This is a genomic window from Ottowia sp. VDI28, assembly GCF_049532675.1.
Lineage (GTDB): Bacteria > Pseudomonadota > Gammaproteobacteria > Burkholderiales > Burkholderiaceae_C > Ottowia.
Map to the genome: position 1 here is coordinate 3,715,232 of NZ_CP149820.1, position 13,675 is coordinate 3,728,906.

A 13,675-nucleotide genomic window follows, 5' to 3' on the forward strand; every position below is an offset into this window, starting at 1 on the left:
CCTGGGAAAGAAAGAAGTCCAAGGAGCCCCAATGACTGACAACAAACCACACCCTGATCTGCCCGAGTCCTGGGCAGAAGCCGTGAACCTTGCGCGCAACATCAGCGATGGAGCCGGCGAGGTCGGCATCCCGACTCGAAAAGGCGCTTTCCTTCTGGCTCGCGCCATTCTGGACATGGACGCCACTTGCGCCATGCGTGCTGGGGAGCCCAAGTGCCTGACTTGCAATGGTCACGGCATGATCGGAGGCCTGCTCCCCGGAGACGGTGGATATGACGGACAACCCTGTCCAGAATGCAATACCGCCCCGCCAACGGTAGTACAGGCAGCGCCTGCCGCTGTAGCGGGGCCGATTGCATGGTTGCGTAACGAGCGTGGGGTACATGCTCGCGGCAAAGCTGTCTTAGACCCTCTCTGTATATTGGGGCCGGAAAAGCCATCAGGCTATACAGCAACGTATCAGCCGGTTTACGCCACACCCACCACTCAGACGCCTGCTGTGGCGGGTCCGAGCGAAGATGAGTTGCTAAAGCTTTCCCGTGCATGTGAAAAGATGCCCGGTGGTATGGGGATGTACTACAAGAACTTTGCTCTTGCCGTGCTAGCCCGTTGGGGAGCCGCACCCACCCAGACAGCGCCCCAGCCTGCCGCACATCAGTGGGACACTGTGCTCCATGCCCTATGGGTACTAACGGAACACAATGCGCTCCACTTCGGCGAGAACCACAACACTGTAATCCAAGGTCGCGCCGCTCTCGCCACCCAGCCCCAGGAGGCAGCGCCAGCGGCAGCATGGGAAATTCGCTTCAGGGCGTCGCCGGCATCAGTTGAACTCACGCCGTTCCCAGGCCGAGCCGAGGAAGCCAAGGCGCTGGGATTCGAGGTGCACGAGCTTGTCCGCCGAGTGGCAGCGCCCTATCAGGACGCGCTGACCAAAGCCGCAAAGGATGTGCTGGCCGAACGTCTGCGACAGATCAACGTTGAAGGTTGGACGCCTGATCATGATGATGAAGAGCACCTGCCTGACGAGCTCGCACTGGCGGCAGCAAGTTATGTCTGTGCAGACGCAGGCGATGCGCCGCCCGCCATTTGGCCGTGGGATAGGAATTGGTGGAAGCCGCGGGACCGCCGTCGCAATCTAGTCAAGTCTGGCGCCTTGATCCTGGCCGAACTGGAGCGCTTGGACCGCGCAGGAGCCCGCGCCCAGCAGGAGGGGAAGTGATGCTTGCCCTCAGCATTCGCCAGCCATGGGCGAGCCTGATCATCAAGGCCGGGAAGGACATCGAGAACCGAGATTGGTCAACTCCTGTGCGCGGCCGCATTCTTGTGCATGCCGCCAAAGGCATGACCCGAGATGAACATGAAGATGCCATCGTCTTCGCAGTAAGTGCCATCCGTACCGATCCGCGCAACGTCGGAGCGACGCGAACCCGCACATTGCGAGACCTCGGCTTTGCTTTCGAAGACCTCCCTCGCGGCGGCTTCGTAGGCACTGTCGAGATCGTGGATTGCGCCCAGAGCAGCGCTTCGCCGTGGTTCATGGGACGGTACGGCTTCGCTTTGCGTGATCCCCAGCCTATGGATTTCGTGCCCTGGAAAGGACAGCTCGGATTTTTTGAGGTGACGGATGCGGCACTCGAAGTGGCCCGTGCCCAGGCCAAGGAAGGAGGCCCAGATGCCCTGTGAGCAATGCACCGACCCAGACGGCGTTCCGTGCTTCCCAACATACGGACTCGGCCCTCATATTCATTACGGTGGGCGCACCGTAATGGCGCCTCAAGAAGCTCCCGGATTCACCCCCGATCCGGATGTACCCGGCCTGGGCACCTGGTGGTGTCCGCATTGTGGCGAGGGGAAACCTGAGGCCAAGGAAGGAACAGCATGAGCCGCAAACGCGATATCCGACGCGCCCGAAAGCAGCGCGAAGAAGAGAAACGAAACCCTGAGCCCCGCCATTGAGCGGGGTTTTCCTTTTGGAGGCTCCTATGAGCGCAATACCGGTACTCTCGATCCGGAAGAAGGATCTCCCTGCGGCCATCGGCCTGAGCAAATCCACCATAGATGGGCTTCGGCGCGGAGGCGATTTTCCCAAGCCAAGGTTGATTGGCGGCCGGGCCGTCGGTTGGCCGGTTGACGAGCTTCAGGCGTGGCTGAGGAGCCGCCCCCAGGTCAACACCGAAGTTAAATTTGAAGACGACGATTCAGATTGAAGAAGGCCAATAAAAGCCAAGCAAAGCCGAATTCTATTGGCCCATTCTATGGCCCATTAATCGCCAATCATAAATATAACCTGTTGATTTATATATAGATATGGCGGACTCCTTCTCCGCCAGACAGGCCCCTGAGCATTGATTTGCTCAGGGGCTTTTCTTTGGCCCCTGGCTGGCTGCATCAGCTGAAATCCATCTCCTTCAAAAGAATCAACGTCTCCCGCACAAGCCGTGACGTAGGACCGGACTTCGGAACAGCCAGCTTGAGGGTGTTCCGCAATGAAGGTGGACCAATCCGCGTACGGCTGAGCTTGTGGGCGGTCCCCAGATTACTCACCACGGTTTCAGGCAGTATGGTGTAGCCCATCCCTTGCGAGACCAGCTTCATCACCGTGCTGACAGTGCCCACCTCTGCGACGATCTGAGGCTCAATACCGCGAGGCTTGAATGCGGCATCGATCACGCTTCTCAAGGAGCTGGGAGCACTGGGCAGCAGGAGCGGATACTGGGCCAGCGCAACGAGTCCCACGCGGGCAGGCAACGATGCGCCGCGTAACGGACCAACCAGTTGGAGTTCTTCGTGAAGCAGGACTTCAAAGTTGAGTGCAGGCGTATTCGGCGGATCGAACAGCAGCGCGACATCCAGTCTTCCAGCGAGCAGCCACTCCCGCAAGTGCACGCTCAGGCCTTCGGTGATCGATATGACCGCACGCGGCAAGCGCTCTCGAAAGCGATTGATCAATACATCGCTGTGCGCCATGGAGATGCGAGGAGGAAGCCCGATCGAAATCCGTCCGATGGGGCTTTGCTGCAAGTCACGCAACTCCTCCTTGGCTCGTTGTGCAATGTCCAGCATTGCCCTCGCGTGCACGGCCAGCGCAAGGCCCGCCTCTGTCGGCTTGACTCCCCTGCCCGTGCGTGTCAGCAGGCGCTGCTGAAGTTCTTCTTCCAAGGCGGCAATCTGCCGGCTCAAGGTGGGCTGAGCAAGATCCAGGTTCGCGGCAGCTGCACTGAAGCTGCCTGTGTCGACGATCTGCACGAAATATTCAAGATGGCGCAATTCCATGTCTACAAAGCATAGCTGATATAGGTGCTATGCCATTCACTTAAATCATGCGGCTCGAAATAATCAGCCGCATGACAAGGAGACCCCGCTGATTGGGCGCCATCACCACCCGGAAAGCAGGCTCTGCACAAGAGATCTTCCAATGCCTCACCAAGCATCAAGGCCAAGGCCCCTGACAGGCCGAGTACCTGCAAGCGCCATACGGTGCACGACACTTCCGCGCCTCGATCCGGCTCTGCTGGACCGGGCCAGGGCACTACCGGATCTGACAGCGAATATCAGCGATGCGATGGATGAATTGGGATTGCGCGGCGTGGTTCCTGCGTCCTGCATGGCCTGCCAGTTGCCCGGGGCACGCATCGCCGGCCAAGCCGTCACCGTTCGCAATACCGAGCGTACCGAGGGCGTTGCCGCCAGCGTGGCCTGCGGAAGAGGACTCATGGGAGAGCATGAAGCCTACAACCAGGCCGATCCGGGCGATGTGGTCGTCATCGAAGGGCTTGATGGTGTATCCAACCTTGGAGGACAGTCAGCCATGGTGGCATCGCGATCGGAATGTGCGGGCGCCATCATCGATGGCGGCTTCCGGGATCCGGAAGTTTCGCGGCAATTGGGCTTTCCGATCTGGTCCAGAGGCCCAACCCCCATCACTGGCAAATGGCGCCTGCAGACCGTTGAGATCAACGGCTCTGTCCGCATCGCCGGCGTAGCGGTCCATGCAGGAGATCTGGTCGTGGCGGATGAGGCCGGGATCGCCTTCATTCCCCACGCGCACGCGCTGGCCGTGATCACCGCCGCGGAACGCATCGCCTCCGGCGACACCCGCCAGCAGGCGGATATCCGGAACGGCATTTCTCCGGCCGAGCTGGCCTCCACAAAGTACAAATGACATGAGCGACATGAACACCTCTTCATCTAATCCCGACGTTCACTGCGTTATTCAAAGTGCCGATATCCTGGGAGAAACGCCACGCTGGTGCGAGCGCTCCGCTCGGCTGTGGTGGGTCGACGTGCGCCGCCCTGCGCTGCAAAGCTACGACCCTGTCAGCCATCAGCACACAGCCATTCGCCTGCACCCGGACCTGCTGACGGGCTCCTTTGCCTTGCGGGAGTCCGGCGGCTTCCTGTTGGCCACAGTCAACGGGCTGTGCCTGTACGACCCGCAGACCGGAAAGCCTCCAAGCTTCATCGCTCACCCCGAAGAGGGCCATGCGGGGATGCGCCTGAACGATGGCCGCTGCGACCGGCGAGGACGCTTCTGGGTGGGCAGCATGCACGACACCCAGCGCATACCGGCCGGGACGCTGTATCGCCTCGGCGCCGATCATCAGTACGAAGCCGTATTTGGCGATTTCGTGCTACCCAACTCGCTGTGCTGGAGTCCCGACGATCGCACCATGTATTTTTCGGACACGCATAACCAAATGACGTGGGCGTTCGACTACGACATCGGCGACGGATCGCTCAGCAACCGCCGCGTCTTCAAGGACTGGACGCATCAGATCGGGCGTCCGGACGGTGCCACGGTAGATGCCGACGGCTGCGTCTGGACGTGCATGGTCGGCAGCGGTGAACTGATACGGCTTACACCTGGCGGCCAGATTGACCGCGTCATCCAATTGCCTGTGACCAATCCGACCTGCCCTGCGTTCGGCGGAGCCCGGCTGGATACCTTGTTCATCACGACCCATTCCCAGCGGCTCCCTCCAGAAGTTCACGCCAGAGAACATTTGGCAGGGGCCTTGCTGGCCCTGAACCCTGGCGTGCAGGGCATGCCCGAGGCCAGGTACCGAGGGTAGGTTCAAAGACGCATAAAGACGTACGCCCGCCCCGCAAGTGACATCAACTTTGGAGACAGACATGAAACTGCTCAGAAACATAGCGGCAGCCTTGGCCGCGCTCGTGGCGGGAACGTCATACGCGCAATCAGGAGACACGGTCAAGATCATTGTGCCGTTCGCAGCAGGCGGGCCGGCTGACCAGATCGCGCGGATTGTCTCTACGCCTCTCGGAACGATTCTGGGAAAACCGGTTGTCGTCGACAACAGGGGCGGTGCCGGGGAGTGATCGGCGTCGCCGCAGCCGCCAAATCTCCGGCCGATGGCTCCACGCTGCTGCTGACGACCTCCAGCCTCGTGATCACGGCGGGGACCACGCCGAACCTGCCCTACAACCCGCGAAAAGACCTCGAACCCGTGTACCTTCTTGGCGAAGTCCAGACCGTATTAGCCGTGCGTCCTACGTTAGGGGTGAATACCCTTTCGGAGCTCGTCGAAAAAGCCAAGGGCGAGAAAAAGCTGAACTACGGATCGACCGGTGTCGGTGGGACCATGCACATCGGCGCGGAGCTGTTTGCCAAGGCAGCGCAGGTCAGCATGGTCCATGTGCCCTACCGCGGCGCAGCCCCGGCGCTGACCGATCTGATGGCGGGAACGGTCGATCTGGTGAATGCAGATGTTCCCGTCTTGCGCCCTTACGTCAATGAAGGCCGGCTGAAGGCGCTTGTGATCTACGACACCAAGCGCTCCCCCAGCTTCCGGACGTTCCTACTGCCGCGGAGGCTGGTTTGCCGGCACTTCAGATGAGCAACTGGTATGGCGTTCTGGTGCCAGCAGGCATGGCGCCGGAGCTCAGGAAACGGTTCGAGGACGCCCTGTCCCAAGTAGTCCGGCAACCCAAAGTCGCGGCCCGGCTGGCGGAGGCCGGTTTCAGCGGCCCTCGGGACAGCCAGGCCTTCAAGTCGAAGCTGGATGCCGATTTCAATCGCTGGATTCCTTGGCTGCGCAGCGCCGGCATACAGTCCAACTGACATCAACTTCATCATCACTTTCAGGACTTATTACATGCCAAGGCAGCGCTTGCTCCAGATCGGACCATTGCCAGAAGGATTGCAGTCGCGGTTGGAGGAGCGCTATCACCTGCATCCGCTATGGCTCGAGGGTGATCGCGAGTCCTTCCTGGCTGCGGCCACTCCCTTTGACGGCGCGGTCACCATGTCGCGGCACGCCTGTGATGAAGCCGTGATGAAGGCCATGTCGGGGCGGGTCATCGCTTGCTTCGGCGTGGGGACGGAGCGGCTTGATCTGTCTGCGGCACAACGCTTTTCCGTCCATGTCAGCAACACCCCCGACGTACTGACAGAGTGCGTTGCGGATCTGGCCTGGGGACTCATTCTCGCCACGGCGCGGCAGATTCCTCAAGCGCACGCCTTCGTCCGATCAGGCCAGTGGCATCAGCGTGCATTCGGACTGGGAACCCGGGTCCATGGCAAGCGTCTCGGCATCGTTGGCCTAGGCCGCATAGGCCACGCGATCTGGCGGCGATCAGCCGGCTTCGGAATGCCCATGCGTTACCACGGAAATGCGCCCAAAGCCGGTATTCCGGGATATGAGCCGGATCTCGTTGCACTGGCACAATGGTCGGACTTTCTGCTCCTCTCCTGCCAAGGGGGTCCCGAAACACATCATCTGGTCAACCGGACCGTGCTCGATGCGCTGGGGCCGGGCGGGTTTCTGATCAACATCGCGCGCGGCTCAGTTGTGGATGAGACGGCCCTCGCGCAGGCCTTGAGCCACGGAACACTAGGTGGCGCCGGATTGGATGTATACGCATCCGAGCCTGGGATTTCTGCATTTTTGCTTGAGCACCAGCACGTCGTGACCTTGCCGCACATGGCCGCCAGCACGCATGAGACCCGCCAGGCGATGGAAGAACTGGTCATCGATAACCTCGAAAGCTACTTCCAGTCGGGGCGCTTGCTGACACCTGTGCCATGAAACCACCCCTACACGGAGCATCGGCATGATCATCGAATTTCGAACCTACACGGTCGCTCATGGCCAGATGGACGACTACCTCCAGCGATACGAAGCGCGCGGACTTCCCCTGCTGCAAAGGCATTTAGGCCGCCAGTTGGGTTGCTATGTCAGTGAAATAGGCACTCTGAACCAGGTGCGCCATGTCTGGGAATTCGACAGTTTTTCCGACAGAGAGCAGCGCCGCTCGCGCCTGGAAGCGGATCCAGAATGGCAAGACTTCAAGCGGCTCAACCGCGGAACGTTCACCCACCAGGAGGTGTGCATCATGAAGCCAACCCGATTCAGCCAAACAATCGTCTGACAGCTGTCTGACAAGCGTCAGACAGCGATAGTAGCGTGGGCCGGAGCTGCCTCTGCGCGGAGCAATGGCCGGAGCATCGCGGCGGCCTCCTCGCCCGCCCAGTCGAACTCCCCGACCAGAATGAACGACGCATGGCCTCGCCGGTCGATTACCACGGTGCTTGGAAAGATGTTGATGCCGAAAGCGCGGGCCGCCGCGCCATCCGCATCGCGCACGACGGGCAATTGCAACGACGTCTTCGAGAGAAAGCGGCGGATGGCCGGCTCGCCCTCCTTGAAATTCACCGCCACGACGCGCAGACCTGATCCCGCCTGCGAAGCCGCGAGCTTCTCGAGCGAGGGCATTTCGGCGCGGCATGGCTCGCACCAGGAGGCCCAGAAATTCAGCAGCAGCAGATGGCCGCGCTCGTCGGCCAAGCGCCACGGCGTGCCGTCGATACCGTTTAGTTGCAATGCTGGCGTCGCCTTGCGGCCGGGCCAAGGCTTGCGGACAGACTGTGCCGTGGCACCGAGCGCCACCATGGCGCCTGCCGTACCGGCGATCCAATCACGACGATTCATCAGGGACTCCTTAGAACGTGTTTACGATCTCGTCGCGAGGGCTGTTGTGTTCGAAAAGCCGTGGGTGCAAGGCGAAAAACGCAGGGATACCTCGTGGTATCGCGAGGCTTTTCAACGCCGCAGACGCGGTTTTTCGGGCGCAACGGACCCGCGAGGAGATCGTAAACACGTTCTTAGCGCTGCCAACTGGCGCAGGGCCTTCCTGAGATAATACCTGCCTGTCTGCCACGGCAGGTCAACGACCGATTGGCATCCGCCCCTATGAAGGCGAAGGTGCGGCACGTTGCACAGACCTTCTCAGCGCTCCCGTGCGAACCGCCCCTCTCTTTTGGGGCCTATGCCAAGCAAAGCATCCAAAATGAATCTCAAGCTCACGCGCCGCCAACTCGTCCAATCGGTCACAGCCACCGCGCTGGCCAGCCAACTGCCGCTGCTGCACGCACAGGAAACACGCCGTTTTGAACCCAAACCTGCCGGCTGGCGGCGCTTCGAGGTCACGACCACGGTGCAGCTCAAGGGTGAAAAAGGTGCCTCCACCATCTGGCTGCCTATCCCTTCGTTGGACACCCCGTGGCAACGCACCCAGAACAACACGTGGTCCGGCAATGCTGCCCACATTTCCACGGCCTCCGACGGCCGCACTGGCGCCAAGGTGCTGGTCGCGAAATATGACGGCGGGGGCGCAGACCCGACGCTGGTGTTGACCAATGTCATCGACACACAGAACCGCGCCGTCGACTGGCAAGCCAAGGCTCCGCTCCCCGCCGACAAGGCCGACTTGCACCAGTGGCTCCAGCCGAGCGAGCTCATTCCGCTCGATGGAATCGTGAAGAAGGTCGCGAGACAGATCACACTGGGCGCGCGCAACGATCGAGAGAAAGCCCAGCGCATTTACGACTGGGTCGTGGTGAGCACCTACCGCGAGCCGAAGGTGAAAGGCTGTGGCACGGGCGACATCAAGGCGATGCTCGAATCGGGCAACTACAGCGGCAAGTGCGCCGACATCAACGCGCTCTTCGTCGGGCTGTGCCGCGCCAGCGGCATCCCCGCGCGCGACATTTACGGCATCCGCCTGGTACCCAGCGCCTTTGGTTACCGCGAACTCGGTGGCAATCCCTCCAGCCTGAAGGGCGCGCAGCACTGCCGCGCCGAGGTCTACCTGCAGAATGCAGGCTGGGTCGCGATGGACCCGGCGGATGTGACCAAGGTCATGCGCCAGGAAACGCCGGAATGGATCAAGGACGCCGGGCATCCGATCGTGGCACCAGTCCGCAAAGCGCTCTTTGGCAGTTGGGAGGGCAACTGGATGGGCTACAACTCAGCCAGTGACATCAAGCTGCCTGGCGCGCAGCAGGCCAAGCTCGGCTTCTTCATGTACCCGCAGGCCGAGACCGCCGCCGGGGCAAAGGATCCGTACGACCCCGATTCGTTCGTGTATCAAATCACCGCCCGTGAGATCAATGCCTGAGCCCTACCTGGCCGCTGGCGAGCCGCAGCCGCAACGCTTCAGCGGCTTTACCCTCGCGGTGGCGGGTTTGGCCGCGCTGCTGGCGTCCACGTGCTGTGTCGTACCACTCGTGCTGGCCATCATCGGCGTCTCCGGCGTGTGGATCGGCCAGCTTACTCGCATGGCGCCGTATTCGTACTCTTTCACGGCCCTCGCCGTGCTGGCGCTGGCTGTCGCGGGTTGGCTCATCTGGCGGCCCGCCACACAAGAAGCCATGGCTTGCGATATGTCGTGCAGAAAGCGCACACTGGCAGCGCGCCGCTGGTTTTGGGGCCTGGTCGTACTGACGCTGATACCGCTCGCCGTGCGGCAGCTTGCGCCTTTGTTCTATTGAAGGATTGGAGACTCGCGCATGAAGCCGGCTCACTGGATTACCACCGCCATTCTGCTGGCCGCTTCGTTCACGGCTCAGGCGGCCACACGCAAGGTTGAACTCACGGTCCCGAGCATGGACTGCGACACCTGCCCCATCACGATCCGCATCGCCTTGCAACGGGTGCCGGGCGTGAAGAAGGCCGTGGTGAGTTACACACGGCGCAACGCCATCGTGACCTACGACGATGCGACCACAAACGTCCCCGCGCTCACCAAGGCCACCGAAGAGGCAGGGTACCCTTCATTCGAAACCTCGCGCTAAGGCAAGACCCAAGGGAAAACCGAGCGGCGGCTCTGACGGCGTCTTTGCGCGGTCTACGCCACCGCCGAGCACCTGGCTGCCAGCGTTGACTTCATCCGCTCCACCAGCTCCGAAACAGGGCCTGCGTTCTCCCACGAGTAGATAGAGACCGCCATCGAGGGCTCTGCGGGAAAAAGCGCATACGGACGAACGCGGTATCCGGGCACCGCGCTTCTGGGCAACAAGGAAAGGCCGAGCCCGGCTTCGACCGCGACCGCGACGTTGTGGAGGCTGCTGCCCGAAAAAGCGATGTACCACCGGAGCTGCTCGCGTTCGATGCGCTCGAACATGGCCTCACGATACAAGCCGCCCGGCGGGAAGGCGATCAGGGGAATGGGGTTAGGCCATTCCTCTGGCGCATTGGCGCTCTCGAACCAGGCTATCGCTTCGGGAAAACTGGCTCGGCAATCAGGTGCGGCCATGGACTCCTTGACGATGACGATATCGAACTCGCCAGACCGGTAGCGGCGCGTGAGATCGCGGCTCAAGCCAGCGGTGACGTCCAGATGGATTTCGCGGTGGCTCAGGGCGAATTCACGAAACACCTTGGCCATCTCGGAAGTGACGATGTCCTCAGGCACGCCAATGCGAATGGATGCCGTGCCGGCGGGGTCGCCCAGGGCAGACTCCGCCTCTTGCTGTAGCGCCAGGATTCTCCGGGCGTAGCCCAGGAGCCTCTCACCCGCGGCCGTGGATTTGATCGGGCGCGCGGTACGGTCAATCAAGGCCTGCCCTACCGCCTCCTCCAGCCTCGCAAGCTGCTGGCTGATGGTGGATTGCGTCATGTTCAAACGCTCCGCGGCGAGCGTGAAGCTTCCCGCATCGGCAATGGCAGCGAAGGCGCGAAGCAGGCGTGGATCAAGCATGGTCTCAGGTTGGAATCAACAGATCAGCCAAGCGGGGGAGTATTTCCGTCATCATGCAGAGAATGGATATTTTTTATCAAAATATTTAATTTCCAAATATAAGGCGTTATCCCTATATTTGGACTTTGTACTGATGCGGGCCCTGGCCCATGCTGGAGAAAAAATGCATCGCCGTTCGATCCTCGCCTACGGGTCTGCCTGGGCTCTGGCCGCCATTCCCCTTACCTCGTCAGGAAACGAAGCCATGAATGACTTTCCCTTGCACGCGGCCGCGAGAAACAATGATGCGGCCCGCATCAGGAAACTGCTGGCCCAGGGCGTCAAAGTCGATGCGCGCGATGCGAGCGGTGCCACGGCACTTCTGGCGGCCACGCACGCCAACCAGATCGATGCAGCCAAGGTCTTGATCGATGCCGGGGCTGACGTGAACGCCAAGGACAACATCCACGACAGCACCTACCTCTATGCGGGCGCCCGGGGCCATCTTGAGATTCTCAAGATGACACTCTCGCACGATGCCGATCTCAAGAGCGTCAATCGCTATGGTGGCACGGCCCTCATACCGGCGGCTGAGCGCGGTCATGTGGAAACGGTGCGTACGCTGATAGATGCCGGCGTTGAAGTGGATCATGTGAACCGGCTGGGCTGGACTGCCCTGCTGGAGGCCATCATTCTCGGCAATGGCGGCGAACGGCATCAGAAGATCGTCAGCCTGCTCGTAAAAGCCGGCGCCAATGTCAATCTGGCGGATGGCGAAGGCGTGACGCCACTGCAACACGCGCGCAAACATGGCTACAGAGAAATTGAGTCGATTCTCCGGGCTACCAACGCGCAGTAAAAGCGTGTTCAAAGTTCTGTTGGCCTCCCCTATGCACGAAAAGCGAAATCAAACATGACCAATGAAGACCATTTTCTGCGCGAAGCCATTGAACTGGCCCGCACCAATATCGACAAGGGCGGCCGCCCCTTCGGTGCGCTGGTGGTCCGCGATGGGGCGGTAGTCGCCAGCGGCGTCAACGAAATCCAGGCGACCAATGACCCCACGGCACATGCCGAGCTGACAGCCATCCGCGCGGCCAGCCTCCGGCTGGGCTCGCCTGATCTGAGCGGCTGCACCGTTTATGCGAGCGGACACCCCTGTCCCATGTGCATGGCGGCGATGCGCTTGGCTGGCGTACGCGCAGTGATGTATGCCTACTCCAACGACGACGGTGCGCCGTTCGGCTTGTCCACCGCGGCGATCTATGAGGATCTTGCCAAACCATTCGCCGAACAATCCATGACGATCCGCCATGTGCCGGTGCCCGCGGAAGGCGGCCCCCATCTGTATGCCGAATGGCTGCAAAAGCGGAACCAGCCCACTTGAAAGCAGTACCGCTGGAGCGATCCAAGGAATGACACCCACCAAGCCAGCCGCCTTGTTGTTGGCGGCCGTAGCCCTGGTCGCGCTCAACCTGCGGCCTTTCATCACCGGCATCGGGCCTCTGGCGGCCGACATCGGCCTGCAGACCGGCCTCAGCCTGAAAGGAATGTCGCTGCTGACACTGGTGCCAATGCTCCTCATGGGAGTATTTGCCTTCATGGGCCCTTGGCTGCAGGCACGGATCGGAGAGCGGCGCGCCGTCATCACCGCGCTGGCTTTGCTGTTCATGGGCTCGTTTCTGCGCCTGTTTACCAGCAACGGCTGGCAACTGGTTGGAACCGCTGCCCTGCTGGGGCTTGGCGCGGCAGTCGTGCAGGCTGTGCTTCCCGGCATCATCAAACGGCAGTTTCCTCGCCATGTCGGGGTCGTGATGGGCCTCTATTCGGCCATGTTGATGGGGGGCGGAGCGCTCGGCGCGCAGGTGGCGCCCTGGATATCCGCCAGCAGCGGCAGTTGGCACATCGGTTTGGCCTGGATGGCCGTGCCTGCGGTGCTTGCCCTGGTACTGGCGGCACGCAGCCTGCCCCGCGATGCCGCTACCCGCCAGGGCTCCGTGGCCATCAAGAAATACCTGAAGCGGCCCCGCGTGTGGCTGCTGATGGCGTGCTTTGGCTTGGTCAACGGCGGCTACTCCACGGTAGTGGCGTGGCTCGCCCCCTTCTACCGGCAACACGGCTGGAGCGCGGCAGCCAGCGGAAGCTTGCTGGCGGCACTGGCCGTATGCCAGGCGTTCGCCGCCTTGCTGCTGCCGATGCTGGCCAATAAAAGCCAGGACCGCCGGCCCTGGCTGTGGGTGACGCTTGCCATGCAGATCTTGGGCTTTGCAGCCTTGGCCTTCTGGCCCGAGGCTGCCCCCGTGGCGTGGGCCATGCTGCTGGGTGCGGGCCTGGGCGGATGCTTTGCCCTGTCGCTGATCGCCGGGCTCGATCATCTGCCCGATCCGGCGCAAGCGGGCGCGCTGTCCGCGCTCATGCAGGGCGGCGGCTTCCTGATCTCCGCCATACCGCCCTGGATCGTGGCTGTGCTACATGACTCGACCGGTGGTTTCCGTGCAGGCTGGCTGCTTCATCTGGGCTGCGCGGCTTTGGTCACAGCGCTGTATTGGCGCGTCAGTCCCGCGAGCTACGCCCAAGCCATGGACCTGGAAAGCCAAGCCGCCAGACGCAAGGGCATGAAGACAGCCGCATCGGAGATCTAGCCGCATGGGCGGCCAGTCAGTCATGTCCTGTTGCCATTGGTGTGCCATGG

Annotated in this window: 17 protein-coding genes and 1 pseudogene; 15 read left to right on the top strand and 3 right to left on the bottom strand. The window is 61.6% G+C overall.

Annotation, left to right across the window (positions count from 1 at the left end; translation table 11 throughout):
- The first annotated feature begins 31 nt into the window (after positions 1 to 31).
- From WJU18_RS17620 to WJU18_RS17630, 3 genes are all read left to right on the top strand, one after another.
- Positions 32 to 1,222: a hypothetical protein gene (locus tag WJU18_RS17620; protein WP_423454343.1), complete on the top strand. Its 1,191-nt coding sequence runs from the start codon at positions 32 to 34 to the stop codon at positions 1,220 to 1,222.
- Positions 1,222 to 1,686 (top strand): ASCH domain-containing protein, encoded by a 465-nt coding sequence (locus tag WJU18_RS17625; RefSeq protein WP_423454345.1) that lies wholly within the window; start codon positions 1,222 to 1,224, stop codon positions 1,684 to 1,686. Before WJU18_RS17620 ends, WJU18_RS17625 begins: the two co-directional genes overlap by 1 nt.
- A gap of 299 nt (positions 1,687 to 1,985) precedes the next feature.
- The gene (locus tag WJU18_RS17630; protein ID WP_423454346.1) at positions 1,986 to 2,210 is read left to right on the top strand and encodes a helix-turn-helix transcriptional regulator; all 225 of its coding nucleotides are present in this window, start codon (positions 1,986 to 1,988) and stop codon (positions 2,208 to 2,210) included.
- Between the two features lie 181 nt (positions 2,211 to 2,391).
- Here WJU18_RS17630 and WJU18_RS17635 read toward each other — a convergent pair whose 3' ends face one another.
- Positions 2,392 to 3,276, bottom strand: coding sequence for a LysR substrate-binding domain-containing protein (locus tag WJU18_RS17635; protein WP_423454348.1), 885 nt, complete (start codon positions 3,274 to 3,276; stop codon positions 2,392 to 2,394).
- 142 nt (positions 3,277 to 3,418) lie between these two features.
- Here WJU18_RS17635 and WJU18_RS17640 point away from each other — a divergent pair, with 142 nt between their 5' ends.
- The 6 genes and pseudogenes from WJU18_RS17640 (at position 3,419) to WJU18_RS17665 (ending at position 7,395) form a co-directional block, all read left to right on the top strand.
- Entirely contained in the window at positions 3,419 to 4,165 is a 747-nt protein-coding gene (locus WJU18_RS17640; protein WP_423454349.1) for an RraA family protein, read from the top strand.
- Between the two features lie 10 nt (positions 4,166 to 4,175).
- Complete coding sequence (locus WJU18_RS17645; protein ID WP_423454351.1) at positions 4,176 to 5,075, top strand: SMP-30/gluconolactonase/LRE family protein; 900 nt, start codon at positions 4,176 to 4,178, stop codon at positions 5,073 to 5,075.
- A gap of 61 nt (positions 5,076 to 5,136) precedes the next feature.
- Positions 5,137 to 5,343, top strand: coding sequence for a hypothetical protein (locus WJU18_RS17650; protein ID WP_423454353.1), 207 nt, complete (start codon positions 5,137 to 5,139; stop codon positions 5,341 to 5,343).
- Positions 5,340 to 6,085, top strand: a pseudogene (locus WJU18_RS17655) (Bug family tripartite tricarboxylate transporter substrate binding protein). Before WJU18_RS17650 ends, WJU18_RS17655 begins: the two are co-directional and overlap by 4 nt.
- A gap of 34 nt (positions 6,086 to 6,119) precedes the next feature.
- Complete coding sequence (locus WJU18_RS17660) at positions 6,120 to 7,052, top strand: 2-hydroxyacid dehydrogenase (protein ID WP_423454355.1); 933 nt, start codon at positions 6,120 to 6,122, stop codon at positions 7,050 to 7,052.
- 25 nt (positions 7,053 to 7,077) lie between these two features.
- Complete coding sequence (locus WJU18_RS17665; RefSeq protein WP_423454357.1) at positions 7,078 to 7,395, top strand: NIPSNAP family protein; 318 nt, start codon at positions 7,078 to 7,080, stop codon at positions 7,393 to 7,395.
- Between the two features lie 17 nt (positions 7,396 to 7,412).
- Here WJU18_RS17665 and WJU18_RS17670 read toward each other — a convergent pair whose 3' ends face one another.
- On the bottom strand, positions 7,413 to 7,955 hold the full coding sequence (locus WJU18_RS17670; RefSeq protein ID WP_423454359.1) for a TlpA family protein disulfide reductase: 543 nt from the start codon (positions 7,953 to 7,955) through the stop codon (positions 7,413 to 7,415).
- Between the two features lie 358 nt (positions 7,956 to 8,313).
- Here WJU18_RS17670 and WJU18_RS17675 point away from each other — a divergent pair, with 358 nt between their 5' ends.
- From WJU18_RS17675 to merP, 3 genes are read left to right on the top strand one after another with little or no spacing between them, the layout of a single operon-like run.
- On the top strand, positions 8,314 to 9,423 hold the full coding sequence (locus tag WJU18_RS17675) for a transglutaminase-like domain-containing protein (RefSeq protein ID WP_423454360.1): 1,110 nt from the start codon (positions 8,314 to 8,316) through the stop codon (positions 9,421 to 9,423).
- A complete protein-coding gene (locus WJU18_RS17680; protein ID WP_423454362.1) occupies positions 9,416 to 9,796 on the top strand; it encodes a mercuric transporter MerT family protein in 381 nt (126 codons plus the stop codon). Before WJU18_RS17675 ends, WJU18_RS17680 begins: the two co-directional genes overlap by 8 nt.
- A gap of 18 nt (positions 9,797 to 9,814) precedes the next feature.
- Positions 9,815 to 10,099, top strand: coding sequence for a mercury resistance system periplasmic binding protein MerP (gene merP / locus WJU18_RS17685; RefSeq protein WP_423454363.1), 285 nt, complete (start codon positions 9,815 to 9,817; stop codon positions 10,097 to 10,099).
- 53 nt (positions 10,100 to 10,152) lie between these two features.
- Here the strand turns inward: merP and WJU18_RS17690 are convergent, their stop codons facing one another.
- Positions 10,153 to 11,004 carry a LysR family transcriptional regulator gene (locus tag WJU18_RS17690; RefSeq protein WP_423454365.1) on the bottom strand — a complete coding sequence of 284 codons (852 nt, stop codon included), beginning with the start codon at positions 11,002 to 11,004 and terminating at the stop codon, positions 10,153 to 10,155.
- A 163-nt stretch (positions 11,005 to 11,167) separates the two neighbouring features.
- Here WJU18_RS17690 and WJU18_RS17695 point away from each other — a divergent pair, with 163 nt between their 5' ends.
- The 3 genes from WJU18_RS17695 to WJU18_RS17705 are packed head-to-tail and all read left to right on the top strand — an operon-like array spanning position 11,168 to position 13,625.
- Positions 11,168 to 11,842: an ankyrin repeat domain-containing protein gene (locus WJU18_RS17695; protein ID WP_423454367.1), complete on the top strand. Its 675-nt coding sequence runs from the start codon at positions 11,168 to 11,170 to the stop codon at positions 11,840 to 11,842.
- Positions 11,843 to 11,896: 54 nt separating this feature from the next.
- Positions 11,897 to 12,370: a nucleoside deaminase gene (locus tag WJU18_RS17700; RefSeq protein WP_423454369.1), complete on the top strand. Its 474-nt coding sequence runs from the start codon at positions 11,897 to 11,899 to the stop codon at positions 12,368 to 12,370.
- A gap of 28 nt (positions 12,371 to 12,398) precedes the next feature.
- Positions 12,399 to 13,625: a cyanate transporter gene (locus WJU18_RS17705; protein ID WP_423454371.1), complete on the top strand. Its 1,227-nt coding sequence runs from the start codon at positions 12,399 to 12,401 to the stop codon at positions 13,623 to 13,625.
- Positions 13,626 to 13,675 lie beyond the last annotated feature (50 nt).

What these genes read in the sequence shown, in the direction of transcription:
- WJU18_RS17620 (WP_423454343.1), top strand. Translation starts at nt 32, where the DNA reads ATGACTGACAACAAACCACACCCTGATCTGCCCGAGTCCTGGGCAGAA.
- WJU18_RS17625 (WP_423454345.1), top strand. Translation starts at nt 1,222, where the DNA reads ATGCTTGCCCTCAGCATTCGCCAGCCATGGGCGAGCCTGATCATCAAG.
- WJU18_RS17630 (WP_423454346.1), top strand. Translation starts at nt 1,986, where the DNA reads ATGAGCGCAATACCGGTACTCTCGATCCGGAAGAAGGATCTCCCTGCG.
- WJU18_RS17635 (WP_423454348.1), bottom strand. Translation starts at nt 3,276, where the DNA reads ATGGAATTGCGCCATCTTGAATATTTCGTGCAGATCGTCGACACAGGC.
- WJU18_RS17640 (WP_423454349.1), top strand. Translation starts at nt 3,419, where the DNA reads ATGCCTCACCAAGCATCAAGGCCAAGGCCCCTGACAGGCCGAGTACCT.
- WJU18_RS17645 (WP_423454351.1), top strand. Translation starts at nt 4,176, where the DNA reads ATGAACACCTCTTCATCTAATCCCGACGTTCACTGCGTTATTCAAAGT.
- WJU18_RS17650 (WP_423454353.1), top strand. Translation starts at nt 5,137, where the DNA reads ATGAAACTGCTCAGAAACATAGCGGCAGCCTTGGCCGCGCTCGTGGCG.
- WJU18_RS17660 (WP_423454355.1), top strand. Translation starts at nt 6,120, where the DNA reads ATGCCAAGGCAGCGCTTGCTCCAGATCGGACCATTGCCAGAAGGATTG.
- WJU18_RS17665 (WP_423454357.1), top strand. Translation starts at nt 7,078, where the DNA reads ATGATCATCGAATTTCGAACCTACACGGTCGCTCATGGCCAGATGGAC.
- WJU18_RS17670 (WP_423454359.1), bottom strand. Translation starts at nt 7,955, where the DNA reads ATGAATCGTCGTGATTGGATCGCCGGTACGGCAGGCGCCATGGTGGCG.
- WJU18_RS17675 (WP_423454360.1), top strand. Translation starts at nt 8,314, where the DNA reads ATGAATCTCAAGCTCACGCGCCGCCAACTCGTCCAATCGGTCACAGCC.
- WJU18_RS17680 (WP_423454362.1), top strand. Translation starts at nt 9,416, where the DNA reads ATGCCTGAGCCCTACCTGGCCGCTGGCGAGCCGCAGCCGCAACGCTTC.
- merP (WP_423454363.1), top strand. Translation starts at nt 9,815, where the DNA reads ATGAAGCCGGCTCACTGGATTACCACCGCCATTCTGCTGGCCGCTTCG.
- WJU18_RS17690 (WP_423454365.1), bottom strand. Translation starts at nt 11,004, where the DNA reads ATGCTTGATCCACGCCTGCTTCGCGCCTTCGCTGCCATTGCCGATGCG.
- WJU18_RS17695 (WP_423454367.1), top strand. Translation starts at nt 11,168, where the DNA reads ATGCATCGCCGTTCGATCCTCGCCTACGGGTCTGCCTGGGCTCTGGCC.
- WJU18_RS17700 (WP_423454369.1), top strand. Translation starts at nt 11,897, where the DNA reads ATGACCAATGAAGACCATTTTCTGCGCGAAGCCATTGAACTGGCCCGC.
- WJU18_RS17705 (WP_423454371.1), top strand. Translation starts at nt 12,399, where the DNA reads ATGACACCCACCAAGCCAGCCGCCTTGTTGTTGGCGGCCGTAGCCCTG.